At 44.1% G+C, this 12,446-nt stretch carries 15 protein-coding genes; 11 read left to right on the top strand and 4 right to left on the bottom strand.

The genetic code is table 11. From position 1 onward, the window contains the following. Positions 1–5 precede the first annotated feature (5 nt). Genes ppk2 through LDX50_RS12565 form a run of 5 tightly spaced genes read left to right on the top strand, consistent with a single transcriptional unit; the run spans position 6 to position 3,160 of the window. Positions 6–788 carry a polyphosphate kinase 2 gene (gene ppk2 / locus LDX50_RS12585; protein WP_225697646.1) on the top strand — a complete coding sequence of 261 codons (783 nt, stop codon included), beginning with the start codon at positions 6–8 and terminating at the stop codon, positions 786–788. After that, on the top strand, positions 785–1,150 hold the full coding sequence (locus tag LDX50_RS12580) for a cupin domain-containing protein (protein ID WP_225697645.1): 366 nt from the start codon (positions 785–787) through the stop codon (positions 1,148–1,150). Before ppk2 ends, LDX50_RS12580 begins: the two co-directional genes overlap by 4 nt. After that, the gene (locus LDX50_RS12575) at positions 1,141–1,641 is read left to right on the top strand and encodes a cupin domain-containing protein (RefSeq protein ID WP_225697644.1); all 501 of its coding nucleotides are present in this window, start codon (positions 1,141–1,143) and stop codon (positions 1,639–1,641) included. The genes LDX50_RS12580 and LDX50_RS12575 overlap by 10 nt, the downstream gene beginning before the upstream one ends. 4 nt (positions 1,642–1,645) lie before the next feature. After that, the gene (locus LDX50_RS12570; RefSeq protein ID WP_225697643.1) at positions 1,646–1,894 is read left to right on the top strand and encodes a hypothetical protein; all 249 of its coding nucleotides are present in this window, start codon (positions 1,646–1,648) and stop codon (positions 1,892–1,894) included. Positions 1,895–1,933: 39 nt separating this feature from the next. Then, entirely contained in the window at positions 1,934–3,160 is a 1,227-nt protein-coding gene (locus tag LDX50_RS12565) for a protoporphyrinogen/coproporphyrinogen oxidase (RefSeq protein WP_225697642.1), read from the top strand. On the opposite strand, the gene LDX50_RS12560 is transcribed toward LDX50_RS12565, so the two are convergent. From LDX50_RS12560 to LDX50_RS12550, 3 genes are read right to left on the bottom strand one after another with little or no spacing between them, the layout of a single operon-like run. Next, on the bottom strand, positions 3,157–5,682 hold the full coding sequence (locus LDX50_RS12560) for a TonB-dependent receptor (RefSeq protein WP_225697641.1): 2,526 nt from the start codon (positions 5,680–5,682) through the stop codon (positions 3,157–3,159). The two genes, LDX50_RS12565 and LDX50_RS12560, sit on opposite strands and share 4 nt — an antisense overlap. A gap of 1 nt (position 5,683) precedes the next feature. Beyond that, on the bottom strand, positions 5,684–6,580 hold the full coding sequence (locus LDX50_RS12555; RefSeq protein ID WP_225697640.1) for a FecR family protein: 897 nt from the start codon (positions 6,578–6,580) through the stop codon (positions 5,684–5,686). A gap of 10 nt (positions 6,581–6,590) precedes the next feature. Then, on the bottom strand, positions 6,591–7,142 hold the full coding sequence (locus LDX50_RS12550; RefSeq protein WP_225697639.1) for an RNA polymerase sigma factor: 552 nt from the start codon (positions 7,140–7,142) through the stop codon (positions 6,591–6,593). Between the two features lie 98 nt (positions 7,143–7,240). On the opposite strand from LDX50_RS12550, the gene LDX50_RS12545 reads away from it, so the two are divergent. The 4 genes from LDX50_RS12545 (at position 7,241) to LDX50_RS12530 (ending at position 9,500) form a co-directional block, all read left to right on the top strand. Continuing rightward, positions 7,241–8,317: a hypothetical protein gene (locus LDX50_RS12545; RefSeq protein ID WP_225697638.1), complete on the top strand. Its 1,077-nt coding sequence runs from the start codon at positions 7,241–7,243 to the stop codon at positions 8,315–8,317. After that, positions 8,317–8,772, top strand: coding sequence for a hypothetical protein (locus tag LDX50_RS12540; protein ID WP_225697637.1), 456 nt, complete (start codon positions 8,317–8,319; stop codon positions 8,770–8,772). Before LDX50_RS12545 ends, LDX50_RS12540 begins: the two co-directional genes overlap by 1 nt. A 90-nt stretch (positions 8,773–8,862) precedes the next feature. Further along, on the top strand, positions 8,863–9,036 hold the full coding sequence (locus tag LDX50_RS12535) for a C1orf53 family protein (protein WP_225697636.1): 174 nt from the start codon (positions 8,863–8,865) through the stop codon (positions 9,034–9,036). 38 nt (positions 9,037–9,074) lie between these two features. Beyond that, entirely contained in the window at positions 9,075–9,500 is a 426-nt protein-coding gene (locus LDX50_RS12530) for an SRPBCC family protein (RefSeq protein WP_225697635.1), read from the top strand. Between the two features lie 4 nt (positions 9,501–9,504). On the opposite strand, the gene LDX50_RS12525 is transcribed toward LDX50_RS12530, so the two are convergent. Beyond that, positions 9,505–10,437 (bottom strand): mechanosensitive ion channel family protein, encoded by a 933-nt coding sequence (locus LDX50_RS12525; RefSeq protein ID WP_225697634.1) that lies wholly within the window; start codon positions 10,435–10,437, stop codon positions 9,505–9,507. Positions 10,438–10,526: 89 nt separating this feature from the next. On the opposite strand from LDX50_RS12525, the gene LDX50_RS12520 reads away from it, so the two are divergent. Then, complete coding sequence (locus LDX50_RS12520; protein WP_225697633.1) at positions 10,527–11,417, top strand: serine hydrolase; 891 nt, start codon at positions 10,527–10,529, stop codon at positions 11,415–11,417. Then, positions 11,417–12,445: a synaptic vesicle VAT-1 family membrane protein gene (locus tag LDX50_RS12515; protein ID WP_225697632.1), complete on the top strand. Its 1,029-nt coding sequence runs from the start codon at positions 11,417–11,419 to the stop codon at positions 12,443–12,445. The genes LDX50_RS12520 and LDX50_RS12515 overlap by 1 nt, the downstream gene beginning before the upstream one ends. Position 12,446: the final 1 nt, after the last annotated feature.

Here is a 12,446-nt window from a genome sequence, read left to right as displayed (position 1 = left end):
TAGTTATGGAAAAGAACCGATTAAAGCCGCTTGAAATAAAAAGCCTGAATTCAAATTCAGCCTTAATGCACATGCTGCAACAGTCCGGGAATGTATCCCCCGAAAAGGCACTCAGGTTTGTGCTTTACGAAAAGGAACTTGAAAAACTACAAGTGCGGCTTATTGCCTTGCAGAACTGGATTATTAATCACAGGAAAAGACTTTGTATTCTTTTCGAGGGAAGGGATGCAGCCGGGAAAGGCGGTGCGATCCGCAGGATTACACATCATTTGAATCCACGGCACTACAGGGTAGTGGCCTTACCTCAGCCCACTGAAATTGAGAAGGGGCAGTGGTATTTTCAGCGTTATATCCAGCGGCTGCCGAATCCGGGTGAAATAGTTTTCTTCGATCGGAGCTGGTATAATCGTGCTGTGGTCGAACCGGTTAACGGTTTTTGTACACCCGAAGAATACCAGCGCTTCATGAATGAGGTGAACGCCTTTGAAAAGATGATTACCAGCGACGGAATTCACCTGATTAAATTTTATTTTTCGATCACAAAGGAAGAACAGGCACTGCGTTTCGAAGATATCCGTAAAGATCCGCTGAAAAGGTGGAAGCTGTCTCCTGTAGATGAAAAGGCCCAGGAACTCTGGCCTGTTTATACGGAATACAAGGAAAAGATGTTTGCTGAAACAAATACAGAAGAAAACCCCTGGATCATCATAAAGGCAAACAAAAAGCCAAGAGCGCGAATGGAGGCAATCCGTTACATTCTGGACGCAGTACCCTACGTGAAAAAATGAAAACCATTAATATCTTAGAAAAATTCGGAAAATTCACCCATCAGTGGCACCCGCATATTATTGCCGAGTTGAACGGCCAGCAGGTAAAACTTGCCCGGCTGTCCGGCAGTTTTATGTGGCACAGTCATGAAAATGAAGATGAACTCTTTATGGTAATTAAGGGTGTACTGTATATGAAGTACCGTGATTCTGAAGAAGTAGTCCGTGAGGGGGAATTGATTGTGGTACCTAAAGGTGTTGAACATTATCCCTATACAAAAAATGACGAGGAAGTTTGGGTTTTGCTCTTTGAACCGGCATCCACATTGCATTCGGGAGCAATTGAATCGGAAAGAACCATAAATAACCAGGAGTGGATTTGAAGTCAGACCGGATCGAAGAGCTCATCCGAATGCTGGAACTCATGCCTCATCCGGAAGGGGGTTACTACAGGGAAACTTACAGGTCACAGGATCTGATGACTCCGACCTGGACATCAGACCAAAGGAATGTTTCAACCGGGATTTATTTCCTGCTTACTTCGGGTAATTTCAGTGCTTTTCACCGAATCAAGTCGGATGAGATGTGGCATTTCTATGAAGGCGGAAGCATGACGGTGTATGTGATTGATCCAAGGGGTAAACAAACTGAAATAGTGCTTGGAAGGGATCTTTCCAGTGGTGAATGTTTGCAGGCAGTTGTTCCGGCCAATCACTGGTTCGCATCAAGGGTAAATGACCATACCGCTTTCAGCCTGGTAGGATGTACGGTGGCACCCGGATTTGATTTTCATGATTTTCATCTTGCAATACGTGAGGAGTTAATAGCGGAATTTCCGCAACACGAGCATTTGATCACATCGTTAACAAGGTAAGGACATGAGAAATTGCTCTTCAGGAAAAGTCTGTCATGATAACCGTACAATAGCCGAGGAAGAATTGGTGCGTGTACTGGCGAAGTACGGGGAACGAGCGGGTAGTCCGAATGGGATCTATCTTTGTGAAATTTGCGGATTCTACCACCTTACATCCAGTAGCCGGGAGACCGGTTACATCCACACACCGGAATTCCGCGAACGAATCCGAAGAGCCGCACTGGAGAATGATTGGGATGATCGCTGGAAATAAGTCTTTCAAACACTTTACTAAACCGGTTGTTTCTTGGACATGGATAAAAAAGTAATAATTATCGGTGCTGGTATTTCCGGGCTGGTGGCCGCCATCGAACTGGAAAAAAGAGGATATTCGCCATTGATCCTTGAAGCGGATAGCAAGGTCGGTGGCAGGGTGCAGACCACTGTGCGTGACGGTTTTTACATGGACCATGGATTTCAGGTGTTACTTACCAATTATCCGGAGGCACGGGAATATCTTGACTTTGATGCGCTGGACCTCCAGTATTTTGAGCCTGGCGCTATGATATTCGGAGAAAATAAAACAACCACATTGCTTGACCCGCGAAGGAACTGGGCGGCGGCCATTCCAATGCTTTTTTCCGGGATCGGAACACTTTCAGATAAATTGAAAGTGATAAAACTTGCGTCACGGGTGACATCCCTTTCTATCTCCGAAATATTTGAACAGCCTTCTGTTGCCACAATCGATTTTCTTAGATCCTATGGTTTCTCAGAGCGCATTATCAGCCAGTTTTTTAAACCATTTTTTGCCGGGATATTTTTGGAAAATGAGCTGGAAACCTCCAGCCGCATGTTTCAATTTGTTTTCAAAATGTTCGCAGAAGGAAAAGCTGCCATTCCTGCTGAAGGGATTCAGGCCATCCCCGGGCAGTTATCAGATAAACTAAAGAGAACCGAGATTAAATTCAATGTGAAGGTCGATCAGGTCGAACCCGGGATTGTGAGTGCCGGGGATCAGACATTTGAATATGACGATCTGATTATTGCTACACATCCGGCAAAAATCCTGAACGGCCTGGGGCATGAAAGAGCTGAATTTCATGAGGTGACCAATTTCTATTTTAGCGCCGAATCCTCGTCAATTGGAAAGCCGTTAATCGGACTTTTGCCGGGCGAGGACCGACTGGTCAATAATTTTTGTTTTATGACGGATATTTATCCGGGATATGCACCCGCTGGAAGTTCGCTTCTATCGGCTACGGTCATTGGGCCGGTCGCAGACACATCTTCGTTTTCTGAAAGGGTACGTAAGGAGATGGAAGATGTTACCGGCCGTCGTTTAAAGGAGGTCGGGGTATTTACGATTGCTCAGGCTCTTCCCGTTATTGACGATATGCAATGTTTCATACAGCCAACGGAAGCTAAGATACAGGAGCATATTTTTCTTGCAGGAGATCACCTTCTGAATCCATCGCTGAATGCCGCCATGACCAGTGGGCGAATTGCAGCAGAGGCAGTTGCCAATTCAAATTATTAGAAATAGATCCTGAACATCACGTTTGGCGTAAATCCAAGTGCATTCTGCCTGATCTCTTCAATTTGGTCGTTATCATCGACCCTGTAAAATATATTGGCGGTATTGGTTCTGTCCAGAATATTCCACACAGAAATGCCAGTCTCCGCACGCACTTTTCCGCCGAGACTGAATTTATAAGCCGCAGAAGCATCCAGCCGAAGATAATAGTCGAGCCTTGAATTATTGACCGATTCAAAGGTAATTTGTCTTGCAGGCCCGATCTCAACGGGTCTCGAGTAAGGCTTCCCGCTGTGCCAGTTAATCCCAGCTGCAATTTTGATGCTGGTTGTTTCAAATGACAGTCCGGATGAAACCGTATGCCGGATATCCAATGTGTTAGGGAAGGAGGAAGGAGATAGAGAGTCTGAAGAAAAAGTGTTTTCACCAAGGGTATAGGTGATCCATGAATTCCAGTTCTCACGACGATAATTCAATAAAACATCCACGCCACGTACCTCATATTCTCCTGAAATGCGGTCAAACTGATATTCATTCTGGAAGCCCTGACTAGCGGTGGTTACACCTTCCACATATTTGTAGTAGGCAGAGGTGCGCACAATGAAATTATCTGTTTTAAATTGAACACCAGCTGATGCCTGGCTGCCAATAATTACCGGAATGTCTCCGTCATTGGCCAGAATCCACCTTCTTTTTTCCACGCCCAAAAAATCTGTCTGGTAATCAATTACCTGGGCCAGCGTTTGCGACTTACGTTCTCCCGCAATTTCAAGAAAGAGCTGTCCGTAGATTTTCTGTCTAAATGAAAAGCGTGGCTCGGGGATCCACCGGTTAAACTTGTCCAGATAATTCACCCGCCCGCCTGCGCGCAGCCAGGTATTTTTACTGGATGACTGATAGGTAATGTCGGCATATCCGGCATGTGTGCGCAATACACGTTTTACATATCGCCTGAATTCCGGATTGTTAAGGTCTTCCAGGTTACTTACCCCAACTTCGGTAAAATGATATCCGGCCTCCAGAAGGAGATTGGGATTCAGTGCATAACGCAGATCAAATTTCAGACCTGTATCAAGTACGTCGTTTTCCTGGATAAGGCGCTGATTATTGAATATGTCATTATTTGTGGCGCCCAGTGAATAAGACGAATAATACATTCGTCCCCTTAAAGTCAAATCGCCCGTGATATTCCTTGAAACATCCAGTCCAAGAGCAGTGCTCTGCTGGTTCAGGCCGCTGATTCGGGTTTCTTGCTCGTTACCTACCAGCGCACTCTCTTCATAGGAGATCTCATTGGCTGCACGCATGAAGTTAATTCTGATTGGCGTCTTTTTATCGGGATTAGCCAGGATTTTTACAGAGATGTCATTAAACACGAAGTCTTCCTGTTTTGATACCAAACTCGTGTCACTACCGCCGGTAATATCCGAATTTTGAAATGCCCTTTCATAGTATGACCTGTAGGTGGGGGATCTTACAAGGTCGGCAATCGATCTTCTGGCAGAAAGGAGTACTGACAGTTTATTCGGAATGATCGGAACATGTGCAAATACATCTCCGCTGATCATATTTATTCCTGCACCACCGCTAAATTCATCGGCGATGGTATTTTCCGTTCGTATATCTAATGTACCTGAAACACCATCGCTATACCAGGAGGGGGTTCCGTTCTGAATGAGGCTTACCTCGTTAGTGAGGTACGGGTTGAAAGATGTGATCAGGCCAAAAAAATGGCCGGTCTGATACATGCGAATGTGATCCCACAAAATAAGGTTCTGATCATGTGTGCCTCCCCGGATATTGATGTCACTTACCAACTCCTGAACACTTTGAATCCCGGGAAGGGTCTGAATCGACTGCAATACATCCGGATCTATGAGCCCCGGCAGCATACCCAGGCGCTGACCGGACACCTTGTAAATTCCTCCTGCGGTAAGGTCGATTCCTGCTGTAAGATACTCACGAATAACAATTTCATCCAGGGTAGTCACCGAAGGAGTCAGCTGAACAGGGTTACAGGAAGTCAAACTATCTGCACTTCCTTCAAATGCAATGTATCCCAATGATCGGATCTGTATGATCGCATCCGCCTGAACTTCCATTTGAAAATTTCCATTGCTATCGCTCGTGGTGAATTTATCGCCTGCAACAATGGAAGCAAAAGGTATCGGTTCACCTGAAATGCGATCCATGAGTTTGCCGCAGATGCGTACTAGTTCAGGTTTTTTGTCAGGAGCTCTTTTTATCGCAATAAACCTGTCATCAATCTTTTCAAAGACCAGCTTTGTTTCCGAAGAAATATATTGAAGGACTGCATCTAATGATTGTGAATAGTCGGGTGTCTTACAGGAAAGATTCACAAGTATGGAATCGGCATACGAAAACGAAACGTCAAATTTCTGTTCTGTTTCCTGGAGAATCAGTCGGAGGGGACGGCTTTCCGGATTATTCGGATCCTGGCCAAATGCCTGGAAACAAAGAAGAAAGCCTGCAAGTACCAGTGGGTAATACTTTAGAGCAGTCAAGTTATTTTATAATCACACGATTCTCTGATATTTCAAAATTCAAATCCAGCGGGATACAAACAGCCCGTAGTGCCAATTCAAGGTTTTCATGCGTAAAGGCACCCGTAAATACGATATCGCGTTTCTGGTTATTCAACTCAATTTCAATATCAAATTGTCTGGACAGCTCATCAACAACAGCAAATAACGGAACACTCTTGAAGTGGCTTTCCTCATAACGTTGTATGCCATTTCGAGCCGGTTCCAGTTCAATCTTATCAAGTGTCAGTTGGCCATTAAAAACACGAACTCTTTCCCCGGGTGTAAGCAGCTCAGCTGTCTTTCCTCTTATAACGGATACCTTTCCTTCATAGCATGTCACTTCGAAATAATTATCGCGTGAACGAATGTTGAACTCAGTTCCGACGACCCTGATGATCCCGTTGGATGTGTTCACGTCAAAGACTGATCCCGGAATTACATCAAAATATGCTTCTCCCTGCAGGTTCACAGTCCGTTGCGCCTGCCATTCGTTTTTACTATAGCTAACAGATGATTCAGCATTCATATCTACCTGCGTTGAATCTGGAAGATAAAACGACAACGCCTCTCCGGCACGCGTCTGATATTCTGTGAGCGGGTTATTGAAAAAGACAGCATATGCGCTGATCAGCAGCAAAACAGCCGCTGCCACGCGGAATACAGGCAACAGCCAGCGTTGTTTTGAAGCTTTGCGGTGCTGTTTCGATTGTAATACTGAAAGTTGTTCCTCCACATTAAATTCAGGGGCACGAAAATTTGAAAGTGCCTTCATCATGCGCTGAAGTTCTTCCCAGTCGCCTGAATCAATAAGAATTTGCTTGTCCGCATCGGTCAGCTCATTCCGCAGCCATTTCTGTATAATTTCCTCGTTTTTCATGGTATTCTGGTTATATAACCGGCGGAGGTTCGGGATTCCTACCCTCATCATCACTTTTTTCGAGAAATTTTCTGATTTTTTTCAGGGCGCCGTAGATTCTCTTCTCAACTGCCTTTCTGGATATATTCAGCATTTCTGCGATTTCCTTATGCGATTTATCCTCAATTCTGTTCAGTAAAAACGCAACCCGCTGTTCTTCACTCAGCGAATCTATCGCAGCTTTGAGCCGGTCACTGTATTCACTTTCTTCCATTTTATAGTCAGGTGATTCCTTGTCGATATGCCTTAAATCTGCCTCATTCCTGTATTTGAGAGCTGTTTTAGCGCGGTCCAGGTCATTAAGCATTTGGTTATTCGCCACTGTAAAAAGAAAAGACCGGGCCTTTGAAGGAGGTACCTTTGCACAATTATTCCATAATTTCAGGAAAGCTTCCTGTACAAGATCTTCGGGATTCCGGTCTGCACCGAACTTATAATAAAGGAACTGATACAGATCTTTCGAGTATTTCCGAAAAATACCATTAAAAAGCTCTTCCTTACAAACACCGGATTCTTCTGCCATCAGGATAATTTTGCTACCAATTTAAAAGTTTTTTTTATCCAAGGGTAGGAATCTGGTTACTCAACCGGTTTAGTATGTGAAAGCACAAAATTTTTAACATGAAAATAAACTTTACACTCATTTTCGCCTTGCTCGTTGCAGCACTATCAGGATGCCAGGAGGAAGTTGTTGAAATCACCGATCCATCACCACAAAATGTGGTTACGGCCAATTCCCAGACAGCGATCCTTATACAGCGTACTGCTACCAATGATGGTTCATTCGACAATATTGTTGATGGCTCGAGTTGCATATATCTCGCCTTCCCATACAGCGTATATCTGAATGATATTGAATACCTGGTAAGTTCTTCCGATGACCTGGATGACCTGGAAAAACTCATTGAGGAGAGTGATGATGACGATTCCTTTGATATTAAATATCCAATTACGGTTGTCACTTCAGACTATTCAGAGATTCTGGTAAACAATGAAGATCAACTGGAGGCACTTACTGAAGATTGTACCGAAGGTGGAGCCGATGATGACATCGAATGTCTTGACTTCGAATATCCTTTTACGATATCGGTTTACGATGCTTCAAATCAACTGGCTGATGTAATTACAATCAACAACGATAAGGAACTCTATGAATTGATTGATAACCTCGATGATGACGACTTTATAAGCTTCAACTTCCCAATAACTATTGTGCTTTGGGACGGACAGGAGATAGTAGTAAGGGACAATGACAGTCTGGAAGATCTTATTGAAGATGTGGCCGACGACTGTGATGAAGATGATGATAACGATTTCGACGATGATGATGTCGATGATAGTGAATTTGTATCTGTAATCACCGATGGTCGCTGGATGGTCTCGCTTTTGAATGATGAGATCGATTATACCTCAGATCTTCAGTCGTATATCCTTGAATTCAGGCCTGATGGGATTCTGCATCTGAAAAATAATGACCGCGAAATCGTGGGTACATGGGAGTCTGATGGAAACTCCGGAAATATTGAACTTGAAATATCCATAGAAGACAATGGTGTAGATCTGGATGATGCCATAAAGGCACTAAAGAATAGTTGGGAAATCATTTCTTACGACGAAACAGAAATAAAATCAACCGACGACCTGGAAGAACAGACGGATGAAGACACCGCATTTTTAACCTTAAAGAAACTAAATTGATGAAATCTCTGAATTACCTGCTGGTGGGAATGATAATGATATTAGCCGCCTGCGACGACAACGAAGTTACACCTGATATACAATCTCAGATTGAAGATGTCCAGTCATTGGCTAAGTCGGGCGACTGGATCATTACCTACTATTTCGATGATAAGGATGAAACGGCTGACTATGCCGGCTATACGTTTACTTTCAACGAAAATGGTTCGATTATTGCAAAGAATGGATCAACAGAAGTATCCGGAACATGGTCGGTAACACGTGACGACGACAGCAATGATGACAACCCGGATGAAGGAGATATTGATTTCAATATTAATTTCATTTCGCCGGAAAAATTCGCCGAGTTAAGCGATGACTGGGATATCAAATCACGGACCTCTTCAAAAATTGAGCTGATCGATGTGAGTGGCGGCAATGGAGGAACTGATTTTCTGACGTTCGAAAGAAAGTAAATAGATACTAAAGAGAACCATTTCGTCTCGATGTGGTTAGTGGGTAACCTGCCTCTGTAAAAAGGGGCAGGTTTATTTTATTTTAAGCTAATGGAAAGTAAACCTGCCAAAGGTCGGGATTATTACATCGAAAACGGCAACCTGGTATTCACAGAAGAATATCTTCGCCGACGAGGGTTTTGCTGTGGAAGCGGTTGTCGTCACTGTCCGTATGACAAACCACCCCAAAGACGTTCAAAGCCTGAAAATCCCTGGGGCGCTTAGTTGCTGAACATAAGTGTACGTATGGCTGTTTTTGAATTATGAAGATTATACTGCGCTCTGATGTCAAAGGAGACTGGCAATCGGTCTTTCGTGCGTTTGACCGAACATTATTTGAATTCCTGTTACCACCAGGGGCAAAGCTTCTCCGCTTTGACGGATCACGATCCGGAGATATTGTCCACTTGAGGTTTCCCTTGAACATGGAATGGAAAAGCAAAATCACACAGGATCACGAGGAGAATGAACATGCCTTTTTTGTTGACGAAGGCGTAATTCTTCCTCTTGGGTTGAAGAATTGGCATCACGAACATCATGTTTTCAAGGATGGTGATGGAGCCCGCATAGAAGACCGCATCACTTTTAGCATGGGTAACACAGTGTTAACAATGCTTACATATCCCTTTTTATACCTCGCCTTTCTTCCAAGGGTATGGCAATACAAAAAGTATTTTAAGAATTTTTAGGTAATCAGTGCTTCAGAGGGTTTTTAATGGTCCCGCCTTTGCCCTCACTCGGGTTGTAGTATATCCGCTGTGTAGGATAGGCAAAGTCAATGTCCTCTTCCTTGGCAAACTCCTCCAGGATGTTCTCCCAGATCCGATGTTCAGTGATCCGTCTCGTTTTGGGCAATGTGAGATACCTGATGGTGAGCAGCACTCCGCTGTCCTCAGCCTTGATATAAACGAATGGGGTAAGATTGCTGTAAAAGATCATGAACTTCTTGGAAGCTTCCAGTAACCGCTGTTCAGCTGTTTCAGAAAGCTGGTCGGCATGACGGTTAATGATCTCCTCGAGTATTTTCCTGGCTTTTTTCCAATTACTCTCAAAGGTTACCAGTACGGTTATTTCATTCCAGATATGTGAGAAACCCTGGTTGTAATTCGCCTGGCTAATGTTAAATACCTGGCCGTTGGGAATATGAATGATCCGTCCGGTACTTTGATCAGCACCAACCCAATTACCAATCTCATTAATTGTAAACTGAAAAAACCGGATGTCAATTACATCTCCGGCGTGATTGCCCACCTGCACGCGATCTCCAACTTCAAATGGTTTGCGAATGATAATGAAAAGCCAGCCGGCAAGGTTTACAATCGGTGATTGGAGTGCAATCGCAAGACCGGCACTCACAAGACCCAGGAATGTAGCCAATGATTCAATACCCTCCAGCCAGATCGTCATAATGATGATAAGCAGGAGGAAATAGATCGTATTTTTCACCCAGCTTTTCCACATATACCTTACCTTCACATCAGTGAAAGTCCGGTATATCAGCTTATTGGCAAGAAATCGAAAAAGAGATAGTATGAAGATTGCCAACAGGCTGTAAAAAATCTTTTCCTGCAGACTCCCTGGAATATTCCAGTGTTCTTCGATCCAATTGATGACGGGTGCTGTCATTAATAGCTTCTTTTAATTCCCAACGGTTAAAGTAATAAAAATATATCGTTCATTTCATGCAACCATACGAATTGCTATTTTTGAAATCTATGAAATTCAATGTGATCGTGTTGTTGGCGCTATTTGCGATCCTTACGGGGTGTGAGAAAGAAACGAAAATGGAAATATTACAAAAGAGTATCGATCAGCGCCTGGACGGAGTGGTTGGCAATTTTGCGGTTGCCTATCTTGATTTGAATTCAGGTGACACGCTTCTGATGAATTCACGCAGGATATTTCATGCAGCGAGTACCATGAAAACCCCGGTGCTTATTGAGGTTTACAAGCAGGCTTCTGAAGGCAAGTTTAATCTTACAGATTCGATTGAGATCAAAACCACTTTTATCAGCCTGGCGGATGGCAGTGAATACACGCTTCCTGCATCTTCCGACAGCGAAAAATCACTGTATGAGATGGTTGGTAAGAAAAAAACTATCGCATCCCTTACCTATGATATGGTAATTAAGAGCAGCAACCTGGCAACCAATCTGATCGTCGAACTTGTGGGTGCAGATAATGCAACAAATTCGATGCGCGAACTTGGAGCACATGATATTCAGGTGCTGCGGGGCGTTGAAGATCTCAAAGCCTACGAAGAAGGCATGAACAATATCACAACCGCGTATGATCTCATGCTGATCTTCTCTGAACTTGCCCGCGGGAACCTTGTGAGTGAAGGAGCATCAGCAGAGATGGTTGATATTCTGATGGACCAGCAATTCAATCATATCATTCCTGCCAAACTTCCTGCTAATGTAAAGGTAGCGCACAAGACAGGTGCCATTACAGGTGTTCAGCATGATTCGGGAATTGTGTTTCTGCCTGATGGAGGATCATACGTTTTAATACTACTCTCGAGTGATCATGGCGATCGTGAAGCTGCAGAAGAGGCCCTGGCAGATATTTCAAAAATTATTTACGATTTCAAGGTTTCCAGGTAATGTCCGGCGAACGGGAGGTCTACCGCATCGATAAAGCAGGAAACCTGAAAAGGCTCCTTCGAAAAAAGGAAGGGATCAACCCACCGGAACCTGATGAGGTCCAGGTAAAGGTGAAATCGATCGGGTTGAACTTTGCAGATATATTTGCCATTCTTGGGTTGTACAGCGCTACCCCAAAAGAAAGCTTTATCCCTGGACTGGAATATTCAGGAATTGTTGAAACAGTAGGAGCCCGTGTAACAGGGTTCAAACCCGGTGATAAGGTAATGGGAGTTACTCGTTTCGGCGGTTATGCCACAATGATCAATATAGATCAGGATTACCTGGTTCCCCTTCCGGATTCATGGAGTTATGAAGAAGGTGCTGCCTTTTTGGTTCAGGCCTTAACTGCATACTATGGTCTGTACTCGCTGGGGGATCTCAAACCCGGAAAAACCGTTCTCATTCATAGCGCCGCAGGAGGTGTGGGACTACTTGCGAACCGAATGGCGCAGAAGTCAGGGGCATATACAATCGGCACTGTGGGTTCAGCATCCAAGGTCGAATTATTGAAAAAGGAAGGATATCAGGGGTGGATCGTCAGAGATCAAAACTTTAGAGAAAACCTCATGAAGTCCCTAAGCGGCAGATCACTTGATATAGTCATGGAGTGTATAGGAGGAGATATTCTGAAGGCCGGTTATGAGGCACTGGCTCCGCAAGGCAGGATGATCGTGTATGGATCTGCCCGCTACGGAGATACATCCAATACGCCGAACTGGATACGTTTGGCCCGTTTATACCTGGCAAGACCTAAAATTGACCCGCAAAAAATGATTGAATCAAATAAGGGTATTCTGGGATTCAACCTGATCTGGCTTTATGATCAGAAAGCCCTGATGCATCAGATTATCCCTGAACTTCATGCCATGGAACTGGAGGCACCCTATGTGGGGCATACTTTTGAATTCGATCAGCTTCCCGAAGCGCTGAAGTTGTTTCAGTCCGGAAAAACCATGGGTAAGGTAGTCATAAGAACACCTGCCTGAT

It is taken from the genome of Fulvivirga sedimenti (assembly GCF_020328055.1).
Note: the sequence above shows the minus strand (reverse complement) of the source record. Positions and strands in the feature narration are given on the sequence as shown.

Coding starts and splice junctions, on each gene's coding strand:
- ppk2 (WP_225697646.1), top strand. CDS start 6: ATGGAAAAGAACCGATTAAAGCCGCTTGAAATAAAAAGCCTGAATTCA.
- LDX50_RS12580 (WP_225697645.1), top strand. CDS start 785: ATGAAAACCATTAATATCTTAGAAAAATTCGGAAAATTCACCCATCAG.
- LDX50_RS12570 (WP_225697643.1), top strand. CDS start 1,646: ATGAGAAATTGCTCTTCAGGAAAAGTCTGTCATGATAACCGTACAATA.
- LDX50_RS12565 (WP_225697642.1), top strand. CDS start 1,934: ATGGATAAAAAAGTAATAATTATCGGTGCTGGTATTTCCGGGCTGGTG.
- LDX50_RS12555 (WP_225697640.1), bottom strand. CDS start 6,580: ATGAAAAACGAGGAAATTATACAGAAATGGCTGCGGAATGAGCTGACC.
- LDX50_RS12550 (WP_225697639.1), bottom strand. CDS start 7,142: ATGGCAGAAGAATCCGGTGTTTGTAAGGAAGAGCTTTTTAATGGTATT.
- LDX50_RS12545 (WP_225697638.1), top strand. CDS start 7,241: ATGAAAATAAACTTTACACTCATTTTCGCCTTGCTCGTTGCAGCACTA.
- LDX50_RS12540 (WP_225697637.1), top strand. CDS start 8,317: ATGAAATCTCTGAATTACCTGCTGGTGGGAATGATAATGATATTAGCC.
- LDX50_RS12535 (WP_225697636.1), top strand. CDS start 8,863: ATGGAAAGTAAACCTGCCAAAGGTCGGGATTATTACATCGAAAACGGC.
- LDX50_RS12530 (WP_225697635.1), top strand. CDS start 9,075: ATGAAGATTATACTGCGCTCTGATGTCAAAGGAGACTGGCAATCGGTC.
- LDX50_RS12525 (WP_225697634.1), bottom strand. CDS start 10,437: ATGACAGCACCCGTCATCAATTGGATCGAAGAACACTGGAATATTCCA.
- LDX50_RS12520 (WP_225697633.1), top strand. CDS start 10,527: ATGAAATTCAATGTGATCGTGTTGTTGGCGCTATTTGCGATCCTTACG.
- LDX50_RS12515 (WP_225697632.1), top strand. CDS start 11,417: ATGTCCGGCGAACGGGAGGTCTACCGCATCGATAAAGCAGGAAACCTG.